Below are 22128 nucleotides of genomic sequence, written 5' to 3'. Positions count from 1 at the left end.
GATTGGATCCTGTGAGCCCATACATAACCGCCTTCAACGCGGCAGGCGAGATGATCGACTTCGAGATGATGATCCGGCCAATGAAGGCTCTGCCGGCGGTTATCGAGGCCATGGGGAACCGGATCGACTCGCCAATGGCGAAGCGCAAGGCGGCTGCAACCGCAACAGGCCGACCACACCCCTGTTATAATGATGCATTCTAAGTGCCACCCGCGCTTGCGCCGCCCGTGACCTTGTGGCAAGGATCGCCCCGCTTGGTAGGCGCCCTCGAGGCTGATTCCTGCACCCAGCATGCTGCCGTAGCTCAGTGGTAGAGCACTCCATTGGTAATGGAGAGGTCGACAGTTCAATCCTGTCTGGCAGCACCATTTTTCCCTGTTAAATCAATAAGTTCTCCCGACCGAGGCACCTGACAATCAGGCATCTCGCGGCAGAACAGAACGCCAATCGCGGTTCAATACGGGACTATCCGGGGCTCTGTTCCCTGCCTGTTCCAATCATCCGGCATAAGCAGCCCTATCACCGGACTCAAACGAGCTTGAAACAGACCCCCTTCGCGGGGGCAGTACACTTGTGGCTTTGAATGATGGACCAAAATCGAGACGACCGCCGAAGCCCGCCCTAACCGGCGGGTTTTTCGTTTGGCCCACATAATGCCTCTGCCGACCCTCGTCGAACCGTAGAAGACGCAGATGCGATCGGCCGGCACGTACCGCTCTAGCCGAAAATCGTGGAACGGTGCTGCCCGCGGCACACGAACGATTACACTCCGCGGCAGCTTCGGAGCCGCGGCATCTCAATGTGACAGAAAATGCGCCGCCGAAGATATATCGCCCCTGCCCTGCTTCACCAAAGCATTCACGAGCGGCAATTCGGTCGTCGACTTGATCTGCTCCATCGTGAACATTGACGACACATCATGCAGATCAATCTTGGCGATCAGCCGCTGATAAAGATCGTCGTAGGCCCGGATGTCCGAGACCACAGCCCGGATCAGATAATCCACGTCGCCGCTCAGGCGATAGAAATCGACCACCTCGGGGAAGCTGACGACAATTTTCCGGAAACGCTGAACCCACTCCGCGTTATGCTGGTTCGTTCGCACGGCGATGAAAACGCTGACACCCAAATTCAGCTTGTCTGCATCGAGAAGTGCAACGCGTCGCTTGATGTAGCCAGAGCTTTCGAGCTTCTGGATGCGACGCCAACACGGCGTGGAACTCAGGCCAACACGATCAGCCAGGTCCTGCATGGAAAGGCTGCTGTCTACCTGGAGTGCCGCGAGAATTTTGCGGTCGAGCTCGTCGAGCATTGTGACCTCCGATGAAGGGTGTACGCAGAATATTTCTGCCGTTCATTGCCATCGTGACGCAATGCTATTGCGAGATTTGAAAGTTCGCGAGCATAAACAATTATCATCGCTGCGCATTCGAGCAGCAGGCTGGCGTCAAAAGCGACGCCTCTGCTAACGCAGCGCTAAGATGAATTCGCTACCGCGTGTCGTGATATCGGCTCGTTGATTGAACGCGCGGCCTCTTACAGTCGCTGGCCACCACTGGCATCGATCTGCTGGCCAGTGACCCAGCCCGCTTCGCCCGACGCGAGAAAGGCGACGACCCTTGCGATATCGTCGGGTTGCCCGACCCGGCCGAGCGCGATTGTCTCAGCCACTGCGCGGCTGGCCACCGGATCGCGCGCGACGATGTTCATGTCGGTCGCGGTCGCACCGGGCATCACTGAATTCACCGTGATCTGTCGACCGCCGAGATGAACGGCCAGCAAGCGGCTCAGCGCTTCCAGACCCGCTTTGGCCGGCGCGTAGGCGGCCATGGTCGGATAGGCCGAGCGCGTCCCCATCGACGAGATATTGATGATACGTCCGCCATTGCGAAGATGTGGCATCAGTGCCTTGATCAGAAAGAACGGCGATTTCAGATTGGTCTGCAGCAGAAGATCGAAGTCGTCCTCGGAAATATCCTCAATGACCGCGCGTTTTCCAAGACCGGCGTTGTTGACGAGAATATCGAATGCAGGGCTGCCATAACGCTTGGTCAGTTCGGCACCTAGATCAGCGGCCAGGGAGGTTGCTCCACCGCGTTCCGAAAGATCAGCCTTGATGGCGAAGGCATCGCCGCCAGCCGCTGTAATGGCCGCCACCGTCGCATTCGCGGCATCGACTGAGGCGTTGTAATGGATCGCGACGGTTGCGCCGTCCTTCGCCAAGCGAAGCGCGATAGCCTGACCGATCCCCCGGCTTGCACCGGTGACCAGCGCGATCTTCCCTGTTAGCCCGCTCATACGGACCAGCCGTGACTGGCTTCCAGGCTCCGCGCCCTGTCGATCAGCGCCTTGCGATCAATCTTGTTAGTGCCCGCCCAAGGCAGTTCGTGGACGAACTCAACCCGCCGCGGGTGCTGATATGCCGGACCATTGGCGATCGCAAACTGACGGATGTCGTCGAAGCTCGGCGTGGGCTGCTCGCGCGTGACAATAAACGCAACCGGCACCTGGCTCCGTTCCTCGTCGGGCAACGGCACTACTGCCGCCTGCTGGACCTGTGGGTGACGTTCCAGAAGCTTTTCGACTTCGCCCGGATAGATGTTTTCGCCGGAGCAGACGAACATGTCATCCGCTCGGCCCACGAAGAAATAGAAGCCGTTGGCATCGCGGCGCATCACATCGCCACTGTAATACCAACCATCGGTCAGCACCTTGGCGGTCTGCTGCGGCAGATTGTGATAGTGATCCAGCACTGCTGGATTGCGCATCAACAGCACACCTTCATTTTCGGTTCCATTAACGAGACGGACGTCCTCCACGCGGATCGGATAGCCCAACCCTAACGGCGGCGTCGGGATCTTGTCGGGATGCGGACCGAACACAGCCGGCCCCGCTTCCGTGGTGCCGTAACCCATCGTCATCACGACGTTGGGCAGCGCCTGCTTGATCCTGTCCCACAGACCCATGGTCATCGGCGCCGACCCAAGCATCAGGCGACGAACCGAGGCGATATCGTTCTTCGCCAGCAGTTCCGTTTCCTTGACGACACGGGCCCACATGGTGGGAACGGCCGTGGCGGCGGTCACCTTGTACTTGGCGATGGCCTCAATATAACTGCGGGTCTCGAACGACGGCAGCACCACTACAGACGCATTCTGAGCGAAGATCGTCTTGATGGCGAACAGGCCATTCATGTGAAACAGCGGCTGCGCAATGATGTAGCGATCATCCTGATTCAGCGCACCGCTGGTCCGTGTCGAGATCGCCCAGAGTTGTCCGTAATGCGATAGCGGTACGCCTTTGGGCCGGCCGGTGGAGCCGGAGGTGTAGAGCATCTGCCCGACCTCTTCCCGCGTCGTCTCGACGGCGGTGAACGAGGCAGGCTTGATGGTCGTAGCAAAGCCGCTTGGGCCGTTATCGTCGAAATTGATGACGGGAATGTCGTCGCGCACCATCGGCCGATTGGCGTTGTCGACGAAGGCCAGCGCGATCTTCGCGTCGTCCATCACAAAATCGACCGTATCGCGCGCAGCCTTGATATTGACCGGAACAGCGATGCATCCGGCGCGCATGATGCCGAAATAGCAGATGATGTACTCGGCGCGGTTAAACGACAGGATCGCGACATGCGTGCCGCGCTTGTAACCACTATCGACAAGATACTGGGCCACCCCGTTTGCGATCTCGTCGATCTGACGGTGCGTGTAGCGCCTGGGATGCGCGGGATCGATCAGATCGATGACCGCCTCCCGATCAAGGTCACCGCTGCGATCGATCAGGTCGCCGAGATTATTCCACCGCATTGGCTATGCTCCACTTCTGAAAACTCAATTGGCCACCCGAGCAACCCGCGGCAGCGCCGCGGGTTGCTCGAGCAGATCGTAGTGACAGGCCACCTTGCGGCCACCGGAGACATCGCGCAGCATCGGTCGCTCCTCGCGGCAAAGCGCCTGTGCATAGGGGCAGCGCGTGCTGAAGCTGCAGCCCGGCGGCGGATTGAGCGGGCTTGGCAACTCACCCTGCAGCACGCTCCGGGCGCGGCTCCGTGCAGTGCGCGGATCGGCGATCGGCGCGGCGGCAAGCAAGGCCTCCGTATAGGGATGCGCCGGTCTATCCCAGACATCCTCGCTGCGGCCTGTTTCGACGATACGACCGAGATACATCACGATCAGCCGATCCGAAATATGCTCGACGACCGAGAGATCGTGCGAGATGAACAGATACGACACGCCCGTTGCCTGCTGCAGGTCCTCAAGCAGATTGATGACCTGCGCGCGCACCGAAACGTCCAGCGCAGATACCGGCTCGTCGCAGATGATGACCTTGGGCTTGAGCGCAAGTGCACGCGCAATGCCGAGACGCTGGCGCTGGCCGCCAGAGAACTCATGCGGATAGCGCCGCATCGCATCGGCCGGCAGGCCCACCTGTCCCATCAGCTCAACGACACGATCCTTGATATCACGGCGCGACCAGCCAGCGACGCTGAGCGGTTGCCCGACGATGGTGCCGACGTCGTGGCGTGGATTGAGCGATCCATAAGGATCTTGGAAGATCATCTGCATCGACTTCCGCGAGGCCTTCAACGCGCCTGCCTGCATCCGCGTGACATCGTCACCATCGAGGAAGACGCGTCCGTCGGACGTCGGCACCAGACGCATGATCGCCTTGCCGAGCGTGGACTTGCCGCAGCCGGATTCCCCGACCAGACCTACGGTCTCGCCGGGCTCCAGGTCGAAACTCACATCGTCGACCGCCCGCACGACGCCCTGTGCGCTCTGGTATTGGACACAGAGACTAAGCACCGATAGTAGCGGCATCGCGCGATAACTCCTTCTCGGCAGCAAAACAGGCGGCGGAACGGTGCGGCAGCAACGGCGCCAGTTGCGGCCGCTCGGCACGGCAGCGATCGAGTACATCGGGACAACGGTTCTGGAAGGCACAGCCCTGCGGCAAATCGGACAGTGCCGGCACGTTGCCCGTAATTTCGACGAGACGACTGCCACGTCGGCGCTGTGCCGACGGCGTCGCCCCCAGCAGCCCCCGCGTGTAGCGATGCAGCGGCCGCTCGAACAAAGCCTCCACCGGCGCTTCCTCGACTTTGCGGCCGGCATACATCACGGCCACCCGGTCGGCGACTTCCGCAACCACGCCGAGATCATGGGTGATAATGATAAGGCCCATATCGGATGAGGACTGCAATTCCTTCATCAGCTCGATGATCTGCGCCTGGATGGTGACGTCGAGCGCCGTGGTCGGTTCGTCGGCGATCAGGAGCTTCGGCCCACAGGCAATCGCCATGGCAATCATGACGCGCTGACTCATGCCGCCGGACATCTGGTGCGGATAATCGTTGAAGCGGCGTTCCGCATCCGGGATACGCACCCGGCGCAGCAACTCGACCGCGCGGTCTCTCGCCTCGTGACGCGACACGTCATTGTGGCGCCTGATTGCCTCGATCAGCTGATCCCCAACCGCGACCACAGGGTTCAGCGATGTCATGGGATCCTGGAAAATCATCGAGATGTCCTTGCCGCGGACCCGCTGCATCTCGCGCTCGGACAAGGCAGCGAGATCACGCCCCATGAAGCGGACGGCGCCACCGACGATCTTTGCCGGCGGGTTCGGCAACAACCGCATGATCGCCAGCGCCGTCAACGACTTGCCACAGCCGGATTCACCGACGATGGCCAGAGTCTCGCCGGCCGAGACTGTCAGCGATAGACCATCGACCGCAGGCAACACGCCACGGCGCGTGAACAACGACACCTGCAGGTTCTCAATGGAGAGGATCGGCGCTGGACCGGCTTTGCTGCCCATGATCATCTCAGCGGTCCCGCAGTTTGGGGTTGAGCGCATCGTTGAGGCCATCGCCCACAAGGTTGAGCGCCAGCACAGTGAGCATGATCGCGAGACCCGGCACCGCGCAGATGTACCAGGACGAGCGGATGAGCGTCCTACCGTCCCCGATCAGCTGTCCCCAACTGGTGACATTGGGATCGCCGAGCCCGAGGAATGCTACAGCGGACTCGAACAGAACGGCGCCCGCAACGACCAGCGACGACAGCACAATCACCGGCGGCAGTGCATTCGGCAGTATCTCGCCGAACATGATCCGCAGGCTGCCCATCCCCATGGCGCGGCAGGCCTGCACGAATTCGCGATCGCGCAGCGACATGAACTCGGCACGCGTCAGCCGTGCGATCGGCGTCCAGGTCACGACGCCCACGGCGATTGTCACATATTCAATCTTCTGCCCGAGGATCGACACGATGGTCAGCACGAAGATCAGGTTCGGGATGGTCTGGAACAATTCGGTCAGGCGCATCAGCAGCTCATCGACCCAGCCGCCGACATAGGCCGCAGTGGCGCCAACGGTGATGCCGATGATGGTGGCGGTCAGGCTGGCGCAGAGGCCGATCAGAAGCGTGGTGCGGGCGCCGTGGGCAATCATCGCTGCAATGTCACGACCCAAAGAATCCGTGCCAAGCGGATAACGCGACGACATGAAGGGCCAGATCTCCGGCCGCCCGACAATACGAAGCGGGTTGCGCGGGAACCACCATGGCGCGGCAATAGCAACACCGACGACGACCAGGACGAGAAACAGACCGACCAGCGCCGCGCGGTTGCGGGCGAAGCGCCGGGCGAAGTCGAAGAACAATGTCAGCATGATCTACCTCGCCTTGATGCGGGGATCGAGCCGCAGATAAAGCAGGTCGACCGTGGCATTGCAGACCGCGACCAGCAGCGAGCCGAGGACGAGCACGCCGAGCACCATGGGGAAGTTGCGACTCATCACGCTGTCGAACAGCAGGCTGCCGATGCCGGGCCAACTGAACACGGCCTCGATGACGACGCTGCCGCCGAGCATGGTGCCAAGCTGCAATCCGAGCAGCGTGACGATCGGCAACATCGCGTTGCGCATCACATGCGCCATGACCACGCGTCCGCCCGACAGGCCTTTGGCACGCGCCGTCCGCACGAAATCCAGCCGGGCCACCTCCAACATTGAGGCCCGCATCACGCGCGCGAAGGTCGCTGCGTAGAACAGTCCCAGTGCCGTCGCGGGAAGGACGAGATGATGCATCACATCCAGAACGGCACCGAATGCACTTTCGTCGACGCCTATGGTGCGCATGCCGCCCACCGGAAACCAGCCGAGCTTCACCGCAAACATCACCGTCATCATAATGCCAAGCCAGAAGCTCGGTGCAGCGAAGAAGAATACCGCACCGAGCGAGATCAGATTATCCCAGATTGTGTTGACCTTGATCGACGCCAGCACGCCGGCGGTGACGCCAACGAGCAAAGCAATTCCGATTGCCGCCAGCATCAGGATCAACGTCGCCGGAAGCTGCTGCATGATCACATCAAACACCGGTGCGTTCTGCCGGTACGAATAGCCGAGATCGAGCCGCATCACCGACCAGATATATTTGGCAAGCTGCACCGACACCGGCTGATCGACGCCGTAGGTGCGACGCAGCTGATCCAGCATCTTCGGATCGGTGATCTGCTGTTCGGACGTCATGACGTCGAACAGACTCCCCGGCGCCAGATGGATCAGCACGAAGTTCATCACGATGACCGCAAAGATCAACGGGATGATTTGCACGAGCCTGCGGATGATGATGCGACGCACGTTTGCCTCCGCTCTCAGCGGTCCAGCCAGACCTCGGCCCAGCTTTCGCCCATGAAGTCCGCGGTTAGCGAATGATCGCGAACGTCAGAACGAGCGATCGTCACGGGTTCAAGGTCGACCATCGGAAGGACCGGCGCGTCGCTCGCTGCGAGCTTGTCGAACTCGTGCACCAGCGATACGCGCTTCTTCTCATCGGTCTCGATCGCCATCTTGCTGACGGTTTCGTCCATCTTCGGATTGGAATAGCCCGTGGCGTTGCGGAAGGCCGCCCCCTTCACGATACCGTCGGTGGTGTAGTATTGCGTTGTCTGCGGGATCGGCTCGATGCTGGCTGAATTGTTCGATACCGCGACGTCATAGTCATAGTCGGTGTAGATGCGTTTCAGCGAGGTCGCGCGATCGGGGATAGCCAGGTCGACGGTGATGTCGACGTCCTCGAAAGCCTGCTTCAGGTACTGACCGATCTTGACGTTTTCCTCGAACCACCCGGCCGATACCAGGCTCATCTTAAAGCGCGAACCGGCCTTCACCGGATAGCCGGCAGCATCGAGCAACGCGGCAGCCTTCTTGACGTCGAACGGATAATCCTGGACGTCTTTGGTGAAGAAGATCGAATTCGAGAAATGGAGAGCGCCAAGCGAGGGACGCGCGCGACCGAAGAAAACCGTATCCGCGATGAAGCTGCGGTCGATCGCATGAAGCAGGGCCTGACGCACCTCGCGCTTCTTGAAGATCTCGCGACGCTGATTGAACTCGACGCTCGTGATCCACGCCGAGTTCGAATAGCCTTTGGTCTCGGCGACAAATTTCTTGGTGCCGGTCAGGCGCGCGATGTCCGGCGCAGGGATCGGATTAAACGTGCCTATGTCAAGCTGGCCGGCCTCGAACGCAGCCGACCGCGACGCCGGATCTCGCCACCAGCGGATCACTAGCTTGTCGAGATAGGGCTTGCCAGCATTCCAATAATTGTCATTGCGGGCATATTCGACATGGCTGCCGCGCACCCACTCCTTGACCTTGAAAGGACCGGTGCCGATCGGTGTGTTGTTGATCGGATTGGTAATGATGTTCGACCCGTCATAGATATGCTTGGGAATGACGAGACCGGCTTTGCCGGCCAGCACGGACTTGAGGAAGAACTCTGGCACCGGCACTTTGAATTTCAGCACCACGGTCAGCGGATCCACGGCCTCCGCGGTCAGCAGAGCATCGAGCGTGACGCCAGCGGAGATCGGCTTCCAGTATTGGATCGCATTGAAGACCAAATCGTCCGAGGTCAGTGGCTTGCCGTCATGCCAGGTGACGTTCGGACGTAGCTTGATCGTGTAGCTGCGGAAATCCTCTGCCGGTTCGATCCCGAGAGCCAGCACCGGCTCGAATTTGAGGTCGGCGGTCAGGCGGATGAGCCGCTCGAACACCTTGGTCGACGTGAAATACGGACTGGAGCCGCCCCCCGCTGGAACGAACAGCGATTGCGGCTCAAATCCGCCCCATGTGCCGACCAGCGTGCCGCCGCGCTTCGGCGCCCCGGTTGCCGCCTTGGAAGAACCGGCAAAGCCGGAGGCCAAAGCAGCACCGGCTGTCGTCATCAAAAAATCACGTCTGCTAAAACCGCTCATTGTTCTTCCTTTGTTGCAGACAGGAACCGGTCCGCCATCGTGCGCCGCCCGGTCCTGCTATTATTTTGCTTCAAGCGTCGAATAGGTGCCGCGGCCGATGGCGAGCAGCGCCCCCTTTTCGTCAAACACATCGACGTCAGCGACACCGACGCTCTTGCCGGCACGGCGCACCCGCGACACGGCGACCAAGGCGGTATCGACAGCCGGCTTCAGGTAATCGACCCGGAAGTTCACGGTCGGAAGGCCGCGCCCGACCATCATGCCGACGGCGAAATCGCCAACGGTGTCGATGACCGAGGCAATGACACCGCCATGCCATTGCTTGGAGCCCGGGCGGCGTTCGAATTCCGGCCGCATCGGCGAGCGCATCGTCACTTCCTGCGTTACCGGATCGGCCTTGATCACCTCAAGGCCGAGGAACAGGTTGAACGGCGACACATCCAGCATTTGCTGAATCTCAGGGGCCGTCAGCGTCTTGACGTCGGACTTGCTCACGGCGTCACCACGACTTTGCCGAATACCGCACGATCCTCAATGACGCGCACAGCTTCCTTCGCTTCTTCCAGCGGATAGGTCTTGTCGATCAGTACCTGCAGCTTCTTGGCTGCGACGAGATCGAACAGTTTTGTGATATCGTCACGTTCCCAGCCGTTGGAGCCCTTGATCTCCAGTTCGAAAGTCCAAATGAAGCGAAGATCTTCAGTAGGCGAGTAGCCGGCAGTCGCGCCGCAGGTCAGAATGCGGCCGCCGAGCTTCAGACAGCGCAGCGATTTCACCCAGGTATCGCCGCCAGTGAAGTTGACGACCACGTCGACACCGCCGCCTTCGACGAAGCGACGACGATGCGGCTTGCCGTGGCGCTCATAGATCGTCTTCATGAAATCGGACTGCGTGTAGAGGATGATCTCGTCCGCGCCGAGCTCCGTGAGCCTCTTGCCCTTCTCCTCGCTGCCGGCGCAGGCGATCACATAAGCACCTGCTAGCTTGGCGAGCTGAACGCAACATACGCCGACGCCACCACTGGCGCCCAAAATCAGAACCTTCTCGCCGGCCTTGATCTGGCCGATGGTGTTCATCATGCGGATTGCGGTGCCATAGGCGACCGGCAGCGCGGCCGCCTGCTCAAAGCTGACACCTTCCGGAATCTTGACGAGCTGATGCGCCTTGGCGCGACAGAATTCGGCGAGTCCGCCGTCCTGGGTCTCGCCCATCAGGCCACCTTCGACGCGGTTGACCGGATCGATCAGCACGCGATCACCGATGTTCCAGCCAGTGACGCCCGCGCCAAGCTCGGTGATCTCACCGACCACGTCGAGGCCAATGATGACAGGCAGCGGCACCTTGATGCCGGGCATACCGCGGCGGGTGAAAACGTCGTGATAGTTGATCGACGATGCCCGCACGCGGACAACAACGTCGCCCTCGCCGGCCTTCGGCGTCGGATAATCCGCCGTGAATTGCAGCTTATCGTTATCGCCGTGTTCGTAAAGGACAACTGCTCGCATGATCTATCTCGCTCCGTTGGTTCAGGCTGCGGCAGAGAGGGACCAGCTTGCCAGCCCCTCCACCGCCTGTTGAGTGATGGAAATGGCTTGTTCTGTGGTCTCTTCACGCCAGTGCGACGACACGGGCACGAAGCAATCGTGCAGGTCTGCGCGCAGCATGCGAACGCGCTCGCTGTCTTTCTCGGCCTTGAACTTCAGCCAGAGATCGAGCTGCAAGGCGCGACGAACCTTGGTACCGCGCGTACCGAATTCGATCACTGCGCCGACCATCGGTCGCACGCCGAGGAACCTGGTCATGCCGTGAAACACCAGTCCCTGATAATTGGGCCGCGCAAAATTGTTCGGCTTCTGGCCGAAGATGCGGTCACGCCCCCACCAGCGCACGGCTTCCGCATGAAGCGCGCCACCTTCAGGGTTGAAGCACAGGAAGAAGGACTCGCCGAAATCACCGATGCCGGTATGCCAATCGATGAAGCCGATACGCTCGGCCGCGCCGAGATGATCGGCGACGATGGTCTCCAGAGTCAGATTGGACCACTCGCGCCCGGAGCCGCCATAGTTGGAACCATCCGGGAAGTCGTACTGCCCGCGCGCCAGCGTGTCGAACAGACCGTCATCGCCATGCTCGTCCTTGAAGGCTTCCACAGCGTCGGCGTAGATCTGCAGGGCTGCCGGCGTCCAGTCCTCCGGAAGGAGATGCGGATAAAGCTTCGCATAACCCGGATTGGCCGGACGGGGAGCGGCGAAATTGATGAAGTTGCGATTGAGATCGACATTGTTCTCGGTGGTCCGCGTCCCCCAGGCAAAGCCGTAGGGATTGATCGCGTGAACGAAGAGAATCGACACGCCGCGCGGAAGGGCGCGTGCAAAATTGCTCTGCATCCAACCGATCTGCGCCGCCGAACCGCTGAGGCCTTCAAGGCCGTGTGTACCGCTGAGGATCACCAGTTGCGAAGCTGCGCGCGGATCACCGAGCCGCGCCACGTCGATGCACAGATCCTGGCCATTCGGGCCCTTGAGCGCCGGATGGGTGTAGGTGGTCAACGCAGCGCCGACGTCATTCGCAGCGTTGCGAAACTTCACGCGCGCGCCGTCATAGTCGAGCGCAAAACTCCGAGTGAAATCATTAGGGAGCGCTACCATCACGCCGTGAACCCCAGAGCGACATTGGCTGCGTCGGTATGCGACACGATGATGCCGCCCGCATAGGGCTTCAAGGAAACGCCGGCCGCATCGAATACGGCGCGCGGCGTGTTGAGCGACGCGACCTTGAACACCAACGCGACCATGCGGTCAGTGCCGTCCTCGCTCACCAGCGCCGCGCCCGCATAACGATCGGCCACGGCCGCAGGATCGAGCACGACAATCGTTGCGGCACCGGCGCTGAACGAAAATCCGCCCGCGGTCGGCGTTAACAGCGGTGGACCAAACATCCGCTCATAGAGCGCCGCAGTTCGCGCCGGCTGCTGCGAGGCGATAACGAATTCGACAATTTCAGTGGCGCCGTTCGCATGCGCCTGCCATTCGGGGCGCCAAACCAGCTCCGGCGTATCGTGATGGCAGAAGAACGTGCGCCCATTCTGCACTACCTCGCCCGCCACGCGGATGACCTTGAAACGCGCGTCTTGGGCGCCGCCCGGCAATTCGACCGGCCGCGCAAAGCTCATTGGCTCCATGACGGGAACAGCATTGTCCTTCAGTGTCGCATAAACCAGATCGGCATCGACGGACTTGAAAACCAGGCCGCTCAATCCTGGTGGATGGGCCCAGAGATCAGCGCGCATCGTTTCGCGCCCCGGCAGATAGCCGAGAAGTTCGAGATAGTTCGTGCCGAAGATCGCCAGGTTATTACTGGAGCCGAGCGTATGGTGACCGCGCTCCGTCAACTGAAAGCCGAGGCGAGTATATTGCGCAGCAGCCTCATCAAGCTGGCCCATCACGTTAATGACGACGTGGTCGAGGACCGGCGAGATCTTACGTTGCGCGGTACGCATATCACTCATACGAAAGCCTCATTGCCTTCCAGGTTAGAGAGACGAGCAAGATCGATGCCAATCCAAAGATCAATCACGCCGATGTCATGCAGCACGTGGTCGCGGCTCTTCTTTCGACATTGAAAAAGCCAGCGCCGCATCCGCGTGCAGAATTGTTGAATTAAAGACGGGAAGATCGATGTGCTCGGGGCCGACCAGCAGACATATCTCGGTGCAACCAAGAATTACACCGTCAGCGCCGTGCTCTTTTCCTCGTGCAATCGCATCGAGATAGAGACGGCGCGAATCCTCGCGAACAACACCTTGGCATAGTTCATCGAAGATGATGTCGTGAATGAACACACGATCGGCCTCAGCCGGAATAACGGGATCTAGCCCGAACCCCTCGCGCAATCGCGTCACATAGAAGTCCTGCTCCATCGTGTAGCGCGTTGCCAGAAGTAGCGGCCGCTGCAACCCTGCAGCCTTCACGGCAGCACCAGTCGCATCGGCAATATGAAGAAGCGGGATCGACACTGCCTGCTGCACTTCGTCGGCAAGCTTATGCATCGTGTTGGTGCAGATCAGAATGCAACCGGCACCGCCTCCTTCCAGATCCCGGGCGATGTCAGCAAGAACCTGGCAGGCCTCGTCCCAACGCCCTTGCTTCTGCAGGCTCACAATCGCATCGAAGTTGATAGAGCGCATCAGAATATCCGCGGAGTGGAGCCCACCGAGCTCCGTGCGGACTTGCTCATTCAGCCGGCGGTAGTAAACAGCAGTACTTTCCCAGCTCATTCCACCAATCAAACCTATTGTCCGCATCACCATTGCTCGCTTCTCCAGTCGATGTATTTGACGGGAACGATAGCATCAGTGCCGCGCAATCCGATTGCGGATCGCAGCGATCATACTCTGTTTGCTTGAGATGAAACTTCATAGTTCGAGCGATCGGCGGAATAGGATTTCAAATTTTTCATTCCGCCGCATCAACGTTTCTTCGCTCGGCCCTGACAGACCAGAATGATGCAACGACGTGCAGCGCCGGGAGTTGCCGTGTGTGTCGCGTGAAATCTCACTGTGTGAGAAGAATGCCGGAGTTCGGTCTGCACCAGGAGTAGAACTCAGTGCAACTTAGCACGCATGCGAATCGGACATGTTCCGCGAACACTTCGCATGAGCCGTTCATCAGAAACAAACGAGGTCGCCTCCTGGAGGGAAAGGCGACCTCGTGGAGCGCGCGAATGCCCTCGCGCCGGTCCATGTGCTCTGGGGAAGAGCGCCATATTTGACCACGGCGCCCGCGCTGGTGTGTGACGACGACATGACACGGCATGTGACAGTTGATCGCATCGGCAGAGTCTTGCGTGTGGTCGCTCGACCTGATGCCTTCCATCAACGCAATATTTTTAATCCCGAAGCATCGTTCGGATTCTGAACGTCCTAGGCATGACGGGCGTATTGCTCGACACTCTTGCAGATTATCAGGCGACCCGAGACCCCTCTGTTCAGATCTTCGACGTCGACTGCACGGCGCGCAAGAACGGCGCGCTGGTTGACGTAGCCCTTGTCAGTAATCTCGCCGCCATCGACAGATAGTGGCTCTGCCAGCAAAAGCGCGCAAGTTGCATAGGTGGAAGACCCTCCGCCTGCCGCCTTCAGTCTTGCGAGCCCTTCCCCTATGGACGAACGCACATTTTCACAGTCAAGCACGACATCGATGCTCGCTGATTCCGGCAGGCCGGACACCGCGCGGCAGGCAGCCAGATTGGGAACGAGAAGGAATCGCACATCCTCGCCGCCATGGCCGGCCACGACAATATCTTGAACCAGCGGCGCCAACGCGGAGATTCCCGCCACGCGCAACGTTCCGACGTTGACCCATGTACCCGATGTCAGCTTGAAATCCTCGGCGATGCGCCCGTCGAACAGCAAGCCCTGCTCGGGATGAGCCGGATCTGCAAATGCAACGGCATCGCCGATCAGATAGAAGCCGTCCGCATCAAAAGCTTTCGCGGTGAGGTCTGGCGCCTTCCAGTAGCCCGGCGTCACATTGGGCCCGCGCACCCGCACCTCGAACTTGCCGTCAGATGGCACGAGCTTTAGCTCCGTACCAGGAATAGGCACGCCTATATTGCCTGATCTTGGCGCCTGAAAATGACAATCGGTCGCAAGCGGCGATGTTTCCGTCGACCCCCAGGCGGAGACCATCGGCAACGGACGCCCGATTGTTTCGATGGAAAGTGTCTCCAGCGCCGACCATGTGCTTTGCGGCAGAGCCGCACCGGCATAGAAGACGAACTTCACCTCGCTGAAGAATCGCTCTCGCAACCCATCCTCCTTCCGCAGGGCTGCAATAAGCATGTCGAAGCCACGCGGCACGTTGAAATAGACAGTTGGCATGACGTTGCGCAGATTGGCGATCGACGTCGCGAACAATCCGGGTGCGGGCTTGCCGCTATCAATGTAAAGCGTTCCGCCGTTGCGAAGCACCATATTAAAATTGTGATTTCCGCCGAAGGTATGACTCCATGGCAGCCAGTCCAGAAGAACGAGTTCGCTCTGCTGAGTTTCGAGAAACGGCCAAGTCTGCGCCTTGGCCTGCTGGCTCGAGGTCAGCATGCGCTGGGTATTGATGACCGCCTTCGGCGCGCCGGTCGATCCCGACGTGAACAGGAACTTGGCGATCGTATCGGCATCGACCGCTGCGAAGGCATGATAGATCGCTGCGCTCACCGGCGTCGTGATCACATCGGCGTATGAGTATCCCGCTCCGGCAGCCGCGCCGCCGCCGATGACGGCGGCAGTGTGAAACGGGCCTATCGCAGCGAGGGCCGGACCGAACTGATGCAGGTTCGAGACGTAGATGGCACCGGGATCAAGAAGCTGAATCGCGCCACGCAGCTTTTCGAAATCCTTCGACATCAGCGAATAGGCCGGGGAAATCGCAGCAACGGGCACACCGACATGCATCGCTGCCAGGGCCAGAACGGCATGCTCGATGCCGTTGTCCGATAGCACTGCGAGGGGCCGCTGCGCACTCATCTCTTGTGCAAGAATCCAGCTAGCGGCGCTGCGCACGCGCCGAAGCGTCTCGGCATAGCTCAGCGTCACCCAAGGCAAATCCGGACTGGACCGCTCCGCCAGAAAGATCCGCTCCGGCACCTGTTGTGCCCAATGTTCAAGCCAGTCCCCGACACAACGCGCATAGGGACGCAGCCCTGTGTCGGATCGAAGAAGGATCGTACCGTCGGATCGCTGTTCTGCGTCAACCGACGGCGTCAGAAAAAATGGACTGCCTGAGCCAGCCGCATTGTCGCGGTCCAGAACCATCGCTTCTCTCCCCCATAACGTACCCGTCTTTGTTCTTATTCGGGCTATTCAATCGAAACGGTCGTTGCCGGCTCGGATCGGATGCAACATCGATCAGTAAGTCTCGACGTGATATCTTCCACCGCCGCGCATCGCCGCTTTCAGATCCGACCAATCCATCGACGCGGCGCGGCAAATATCGGCGAAGGCCTCTTCAACGCCACTTTCCATGCCTTTCAGCCCGCAGATATAGACGTGGGTCTGCACGTCGCGCAGCAGCGACGTGATCGCTGCAGCTTCGCTGCGGATACGATCCTGCACATAGATCCGTGGCTCGCCCGGCACGCGCGAATAGCAGAAGTACTTGCCCAGCAACTCCTCCGGAACCTTTTGCAGCGGACCGAAATAGGGCAGTTCCTCAGGACGGCGCGCACCGAAGAACAGGAGCAGCCGCCCGGGCGCGCCGGGCATCGCGCGCCGGCGGCGCTCCGTGAAGCCACGGAATGGCGCAGAGCCTGTGCCGGTACAGACCATGAGAACATTCGCCGACGGATCGTTCGGCAGCAGGAAGGTGGCACCGAATGGCCCGGTGACTTCGACCTTTGCGCCACGCGGCAGATCACAGAGATAATTCGAGCACAGCCCACCGACCTCACGTTTTACGGTCAGCGCCAGATTGTTGGTGTTCGGCTTCTCGCCATCGCGCGAACTCGCAATCGAATAGAGCCGCACCTGATGCGGCTTGCCATCCGCACCCAGGCCCGGCACGACGATGCCGATGCTCTGGCCTTCGAGGATGGGAAACGGCTGCTCGCCGAAATCCAAGATGATATGGCGCACGTCGGAGTCGGCCGTCGCGTGGGTGAGCCGGAAATTGCCGGTCACCGTGGCCAGCGCGGGCTTGCCGCGGTTATAAAGATTGACCGACGCCTTGCTCGACGACAGCGGCGCGACGGGCTTGCCGCCCAGTCCCTTACGCGCTTCTTCGAGCAACGCGCCGATTTCATCCTCGAGTGCTTCGATGGCGCCCGCACCAGCGCTATTGTCCGCGATCTCCTCCTGCGCCGGCAAGTCACTCCAGGAGAACTGCTCGTCGAGCGAATACGGCGCCGCGACGACACGCCAGTTGTCGATCGCGCCGGTCGGACATGGCGAGATGCAATCCATGCAATAATTGCAGATCTCTGCGTTGACGACATAGTTGTTGTCGTCATGCGTCACCGCATCCACCGGGCAGCTCTCTTCGCAGGTGTTGCACCTGATGCAGATTTCCGGATCGATCAGATGCTGTTTGAAAGGGGCGTTCATGGCAAATCCCGCACGTGCCATCGAGGACTGACAGCGACGGGGGGAAGCTGGAAATCCCTCCGCCGCATCCGCTCGTTTCAGGCCGCAATCTTTACGTATTCGAAGTCGCCCGGCTTGTTATCGATGCCGACCTTCGGCGCCGATATCCAGCTGGCGAACTTGCCGGGCTCGCTGACCGCCGTCATCAGCGATGCGATGAAATCACCGTCGTCAACGGACGGCAGATAGTCGTTCCTGGCTTTCGCCCAGGCGGCATCGCTCATGATGATGCCCTTCGGCGAAGCGTTCACATCGCGGAATTCACCGATCTGGCGATGGAATGCGGTGTGAGGCAAATCGAAGCGGAAATTGACGCCGGCTTTCTCGATGATCTTGTTCCAGCGCTCAACACCCTTGGCACAATCCGCGGTGTAATCGTCGCGTAGACGCATGTTGAGCGCGGTCAGCGCCGGCTCGTCGACCAGCTTGATTTCGCCATCGACGAATTTCAGGACCTGATAGATGTCGTTGGTGAGCTGGTGATCGTCCTCGATCTTGGTCTCCTGGAAGCGGCCCTTCAGTCCGGAATTGTAGAAATTCGCGGCATTGGTCGAGACTTCAGAGCCGAACAGATCGAGCGACAGCGAATAGTGCAGGTTAATCTTCTTTTGCATGGTCGGCAGGTCGATCACACCGAGCGCGCGGATCTTCTCGATGGCGTTGGGGTCCTCGATCCCCGCCGCCTTCATCGCTTCGCAGGTTCGCTGCAGCACGCGGCCGACGCCCGTCTCGCCGACGAACATATGATGCGCTTCCTCCGTCAGCATGAAGCGGCAGGTGCGCGACAGCGGATCGAAGCCGGATTGGGCGAGACTCTCCAACTGCATCTTGCCGTCGCGGTCAGTGAAGAAGGTGAACATGAAGAAAGACAGCCAATCCGGCGTGGCCTCGTTGAATGCACCGAGCATGCGCGGCGCATCGGCATCGCCCGAGCGGCGGCGGAGAAGATCGTCGGCCTCCTCGCGGCCGTCACGGCCGAAATATTTCTGCAGCAGATAGACCATTGCCCAGAGATGGCGGCCCTCCTCCACATTCACCTGGAACAGGTTGCGCAAGTCGTAGAGCGACGGCGCGGTCTGACCGAGATGACGCTGCTGCTCCACCGAGGCCGGTTCAGTGTCACCCTGAATGACAACGAGGCGTCGGAGCATCGCGCGATATTCGCCGGGCACTTCCTGCCAGGCGGGTTCGCCCATATGTCGTCCGAAGTTCACCTTGCGCTCGGTGTCCTGCGGCGCCAGCAACACGCCCCAGCGATATTCAGGCATCTTCACATAGTCGAACTTGGCCCAGCCTTTGGGATCGACGGATATCGCGGTGCGCAAATAGACGAGGGATTCCTGAAAACCTTCAGGCCCCATGTCGTTCCACCAATCGAGATAGCCGGGATGCCATCCCTCCAGCGCCTTGAGCACCTGACGATCCTCGGCCAGATTCACGTTGTTCGGAATCTTGGTGCTGTAGTCGACATTCATGATGTTCATGACTGGGATCTCCCGCTGTATTTCTGATCGTTCGAACTGGGCAAGCCACCGACTTGCATTTATCCAAAGAGTGACACATGGCCGCGCTGTTCCAGTTGCGGACGCTATACGCGCGTCATGTCGAACTGCGCCTTCTGGCCGGTGCCGTAACGTCCAAGCGCGCCGTTCTCGCCGACCGCATTGGGCCGCTGGAAGATCCAGTTCTGCCAGGCGGTCAGCCGTGAGAAAATTTTCGATTCCATCGTCTCCGGCCCGACAAAGCGCAGATTGGCTTCCATGCCTGTGAGGCTGTCGGGTGAGAAACTGCAGCGTTCTTCCAAGAACACGCGCACCTCGTCATCCCAGTCGATGTCATCGAGCGCGAAGGTGACGAGCCCGAGCTGCTCAGCAGCTTCCGCATCCAGCGGCTCACCAATCCGCGCTTCCGCGCGGGTGACATCCTCCGGATCCGCCTGGAAGCGCGACTGCAGCCGCGTCAGCCCGTGGCTCATCGGGTAAGGCCCGAAATTCATCGCGCTCAGCACGATAGCTGGCGGCGCGCGGTTGTCGCCCTGCTTTTGGCCGACCAGCATGTAGGAGCGGTCCGCAGCGAAGACGAGTTCGGCCAGCGTGCCGACAAAGCACGAGCCCGGCTCGACCAGCGTCACCAGCGTGCGCGAGGTCACATCGATGCGCTTCAACACCCGCTTCCAGTATTGCCGGATCTCGTTGACCAGCCAATGCGCCTTGTGCGTTTCGAGGAAGGCGTCATGAGCCAGCACATTGGCGCCTTCGCCATGCGACTTGAACACCAGCATGGCTGTTTCGAGCTCATTGATTCGCAGATGCAGAATGGCGTCGTCCAGCTCGCGCGCCACCTGCAGCGGCCAGAAGGAAGCGCCCTGCGCCATCATGCCCTCGACATCCGACGGCGCCGCAGCGTCAGGCGCTTTAATCGAGATGGTAGCAATTCGCTCTGCGCGATTGATATCGACATTGACCAGACCGTAACGAATACCGCTGTCATCGAAGCGGCGATTCAGCGGTGCCAGCTTGAGACCATCGCCGGCGCCACTACGTTTCGACGTCGCCAGAAACTCTTTGGCACGCTCCGCGACCTTGGCTTCAAGCTTGCTGTTCGGAATGATGTCATCGACCAGCCGCCACGCCACTGCGCGCTTGCCTTTGATGCCTTCCTCGATCGTGCAGAAGTAATCTGCGTGATCGCGGCGCACCTTGCGCTTGTCGACCACGCGCGTCAGACCGCCAGTGCCCGGCAGCACCGCCAGCAACGGCACTTCCGGCAGCGCCACCGCCGCCGATCCGTCGTCTGCCATGATAATGTGATCGGTGGCCAGCGCCAGTTCATAGCCGCCGCCTGCAGCTGTCCCGTTGATCACCGAAATGAAGCGCTGGCCGGAATTTTCACTGGAGTCTTCAAAGCCGTTGCGAGTCTCATTGGTGAATTTGCAGAAGTTGACCTTATGGGCGTGGGTAGCGCCGGCCAGCATGCGGATATTGGCGCCAGCGCAGAACACGCGGTTCTTGCCAGAGCGCAGCAGCACGACCTTGACCTCGGGATACTCAAAACGAAGCCGCTGCACGGCATCCGCCAGTTCGATATCGACGCCAAGATCATAGGAGTTCAGTTTGAGCTGATAGCCCTCGAACAGACCGCCATTCTCATCGACATCCATGGTGAGCGTCGCCACGTCGTTATCAACACTGAGCTTCCAGTGGCGGTAGCGCGACGGATCGGTTTGGAAGTCGATAAATTTGGCGCCGTTCGAGAGAACGCGTTGCTCTGCGGCCATGCTCCACCCTTTGACAGTCTTGATTTATGCGCCGTGCGCCTTGGTTATATGCACAATAATTCATGATATTGAGGGCGTCCAGGGAAATCCGATAGAATTATGCATTTTCTTTCATGTTCCGGTGATCTTGACCGGACCCCGCTCGGCCTCGTCGGTCGCCAGTTGATGCGCGAGCGCAGACGCCAGCATCGCGACCGGAAAGTGCTCGGAAAAGCTTCCGGCAATACCCGCCGGCGGGCGCATGGCGAGTTCATCGAGTTCGGACAGTGCGTCCTGTAGCAATCGATGTGCCGCGCGCGGCCGCTGCAGACTGAGTTTCAGATTGGCATTGGCAACCTGAATACAGGCGCGAAGCAGAATCCGGTCGCGCCCTCTTTGCGGCGCCACCTTCCAGACAGCCTCGAGAATTTCGTGAGCCTCCCAGAAGAAGCCGGCATCGTTGAGCGCGAGCCCGTAACACAGGGCCGGATCGTCTGCCGGGACGAACCGGGCATAGCGCAGCGGGACCAGCGCCTTGGCCTGCGCCAGCGTGTCGTGATCAGCCTTCGTCTGCTTGCCTAGCCGATAGGGCCAGCGCGGCATCGCGAGAGAAGGAGTGACAGTCACGATCGTGCCCGCTTACGCAGCGCGTAATTCGCCCTCGCCGTGAAAATGCAGCAGGCGATTGGCAAAATCCGCCACGGCCCGCAAGGTTGCCTCGGGGGCTTCGCGATGGGGCGAATGCGCAGCGCCGGGAATGATCTCGACATCCACCGGGCAATAGCATTCGACCTCGGCGATCTCGATCTGCTTCATGGTGCCGTACTGATCGTCGGCTCCCTGCAAAATCTGCACGGGCACGCGCACATAAGCGAGATAGTCGGAAATATCCCAGTCGCGGAACTGCGGATCGAGCCATGCGCCGTTCCAGCCATAAAACGCGTTGTCGACGTCATCATGCCAGCGCGCGAGCTTGGCTTTCAGGTCGTCCTGTTCGTACGCCCTCTTGATATCGGCGATGGACGCTACGGAAGTATCCTCGACGACGAAATGCGGCGCGATCATCGAGACGCCGCGGATGCGATGGTCCTGAATGCCGCCGGCATAGATTGTCGCGATGGATCCGCCATCGGAATGACCGACCAGCAAGCCGCGGCGAAAGCCGATGACATCGAGCAGCTGCGGCAGCACCTCAATTGCTTCGACATGCATGTAGTCCAGCGGCCGCGGCAGCACGACCGGCGTCGACGCGCCATATCCGGCGCGCGAATAGACGAAGACGCCGGCCCCGGTCGCTGCCTGAAGCTTGTCCGGGAAGTCGCCCCACAGCGCGACCGAGCCCAGCCCTTCATGCAGCAGCACGATGGTCGGCGCTGCATCCGGTTGCGGACCGATCATACGGTATTCAAGTTCGGACGCACTGATGGTCAGCCGTCCCGCAGATTTCAATGCACTCATCTTGTCATCCATCTCC

19 protein-coding genes and 1 tRNA gene are annotated in these 22128 nt (G+C 60.2%); 1 reads left to right on the top strand and 19 read right to left on the bottom strand.

What is annotated here, in order from left to right:
- Positions 1–293: 293 nt before the first annotated feature.
- A tRNA-Thr gene (locus LPB73_RS02165) sits at positions 294–368 on the top strand.
- 428 nt (positions 369–796) lie between these two features.
- On the opposite strand, the gene LPB73_RS02160 is transcribed toward LPB73_RS02165, so the two are convergent.
- The 19 genes from LPB73_RS02160 to LPB73_RS02070 all read right to left on the bottom strand — a co-directional run bounded on the left by LPB73_RS02160 (position 797) and on the right by LPB73_RS02070 (position 22112).
- Positions 797–1312 carry an Lrp/AsnC family transcriptional regulator gene (locus LPB73_RS02160; RefSeq protein WP_175366291.1) on the bottom strand — a complete coding sequence of 172 codons (516 nt, stop codon included), beginning with the start codon at positions 1310–1312 and terminating at the stop codon, positions 797–799.
- 224 nt (positions 1313–1536) lie between these two features.
- Positions 1537–2298, bottom strand: coding sequence for an SDR family NAD(P)-dependent oxidoreductase (locus tag LPB73_RS02155; RefSeq protein WP_231079451.1), 762 nt, complete (start codon positions 2296–2298; stop codon positions 1537–1539).
- The gene (locus LPB73_RS02150; RefSeq protein ID WP_231079450.1) at positions 2295–3803 is read right to left on the bottom strand and encodes a class I adenylate-forming enzyme family protein; all 1509 of its coding nucleotides are present in this window, start codon (positions 3801–3803) and stop codon (positions 2295–2297) included. Before LPB73_RS02150 ends, LPB73_RS02155 begins: the two co-directional genes overlap by 4 nt.
- Before the next feature lie 24 nt (positions 3804–3827).
- The gene (locus LPB73_RS02145) at positions 3828–4817 is read right to left on the bottom strand and encodes an ABC transporter ATP-binding protein (protein ID WP_231079449.1); all 990 of its coding nucleotides are present in this window, start codon (positions 4815–4817) and stop codon (positions 3828–3830) included.
- Positions 4795–5817 (bottom strand): ABC transporter ATP-binding protein, encoded by a 1023-nt coding sequence (locus LPB73_RS02140; RefSeq protein ID WP_414716849.1) that lies wholly within the window; start codon positions 5815–5817, stop codon positions 4795–4797. Before LPB73_RS02140 ends, LPB73_RS02145 begins: the two co-directional genes overlap by 23 nt.
- A 7-nt stretch (positions 5818–5824) precedes the next feature.
- Positions 5825–6670, bottom strand: a complete 846-nt coding sequence (locus LPB73_RS02135) for an ABC transporter permease (RefSeq protein WP_093756969.1) — start codon at positions 6668–6670, stop codon at positions 5825–5827.
- Between the two features lie 3 nt (positions 6671–6673).
- Positions 6674–7642, bottom strand: coding sequence for an ABC transporter permease (locus LPB73_RS02130; RefSeq protein ID WP_231079447.1), 969 nt, complete (start codon positions 7640–7642; stop codon positions 6674–6676).
- A 14-nt stretch (positions 7643–7656) separates the two neighbouring features.
- Complete coding sequence (locus LPB73_RS02125) at positions 7657–9231, bottom strand: ABC transporter substrate-binding protein (protein ID WP_231079446.1); 1575 nt, start codon at positions 9229–9231, stop codon at positions 7657–7659.
- 90 nt (positions 9232–9321) lie between these two features.
- Complete coding sequence (locus LPB73_RS02120) at positions 9322–9756, bottom strand: PaaI family thioesterase (RefSeq protein ID WP_231079445.1); 435 nt, start codon at positions 9754–9756, stop codon at positions 9322–9324.
- The gene (locus LPB73_RS02115; RefSeq protein ID WP_231079444.1) at positions 9753–10766 is read right to left on the bottom strand and encodes a quinone oxidoreductase family protein; all 1014 of its coding nucleotides are present in this window, start codon (positions 10764–10766) and stop codon (positions 9753–9755) included. The genes LPB73_RS02120 and LPB73_RS02115 overlap by 4 nt, the downstream gene beginning before the upstream one ends.
- Positions 10767–10787: 21 nt before the next feature.
- Positions 10788–11909 (bottom strand): M14 family metallopeptidase, encoded by a 1122-nt coding sequence (locus tag LPB73_RS02110; protein ID WP_231081038.1) that lies wholly within the window; start codon positions 11907–11909, stop codon positions 10788–10790.
- Positions 11909–12769, bottom strand: coding sequence for a VOC family protein (locus tag LPB73_RS02105; protein ID WP_231079443.1), 861 nt, complete (start codon positions 12767–12769; stop codon positions 11909–11911). Before LPB73_RS02105 ends, LPB73_RS02110 begins: the two co-directional genes overlap by 1 nt.
- Positions 12770–12844: 75 nt before the next feature.
- Positions 12845–13564, bottom strand: coding sequence for an aspartate/glutamate racemase family protein (locus LPB73_RS02100; protein ID WP_120287977.1), 720 nt, complete (start codon positions 13562–13564; stop codon positions 12845–12847).
- A 618-nt stretch (positions 13565–14182) separates the two neighbouring features.
- The gene (locus LPB73_RS02095) at positions 14183–16072 is read right to left on the bottom strand and encodes a feruloyl-CoA synthase (RefSeq protein WP_231079442.1); all 1890 of its coding nucleotides are present in this window, start codon (positions 16070–16072) and stop codon (positions 14183–14185) included.
- 93 nt (positions 16073–16165) lie between these two features.
- The gene (boxA, locus tag LPB73_RS02090) at positions 16166–17359 is read right to left on the bottom strand and encodes a benzoyl-CoA 2,3-epoxidase subunit BoxA (protein WP_231079441.1); all 1194 of its coding nucleotides are present in this window, start codon (positions 17357–17359) and stop codon (positions 16166–16168) included.
- Between the two features lie 77 nt (positions 17360–17436).
- A complete protein-coding gene (gene boxB, locus LPB73_RS02085) occupies positions 17437–18882 on the bottom strand; it encodes a benzoyl-CoA 2,3-epoxidase subunit BoxB (RefSeq protein WP_120286981.1) in 1446 nt (481 codons plus the stop codon).
- Between the two features lie 104 nt (positions 18883–18986).
- Positions 18987–20675 carry a 2,3-epoxybenzoyl-CoA dihydrolase gene (gene boxC, locus LPB73_RS02080; RefSeq protein ID WP_184511846.1) on the bottom strand — a complete coding sequence of 563 codons (1689 nt, stop codon included), beginning with the start codon at positions 20673–20675 and terminating at the stop codon, positions 18987–18989.
- Positions 20676–20786: 111 nt separating this feature from the next.
- Positions 20787–21281 (bottom strand): DUF309 domain-containing protein, encoded by a 495-nt coding sequence (locus tag LPB73_RS02075; protein WP_231079440.1) that lies wholly within the window; start codon positions 21279–21281, stop codon positions 20787–20789.
- 12 nt (positions 21282–21293) lie between these two features.
- Positions 21294–22112 (bottom strand): alpha/beta fold hydrolase, encoded by an 819-nt coding sequence (locus LPB73_RS02070; protein WP_231079439.1) that lies wholly within the window; start codon positions 22110–22112, stop codon positions 21294–21296.
- Positions 22113–22128 lie beyond the last annotated feature (16 nt).

Source organism: Tardiphaga sp. 37S4, from assembly GCF_021044645.1.
GTDB lineage: Bacteria > Pseudomonadota > Alphaproteobacteria > Rhizobiales > Xanthobacteraceae > Tardiphaga > Tardiphaga robiniae.
The sequence above is the reverse complement of the archived record's forward strand: the minus strand, read 5'-3'. Positions and strand labels throughout refer to the sequence as shown.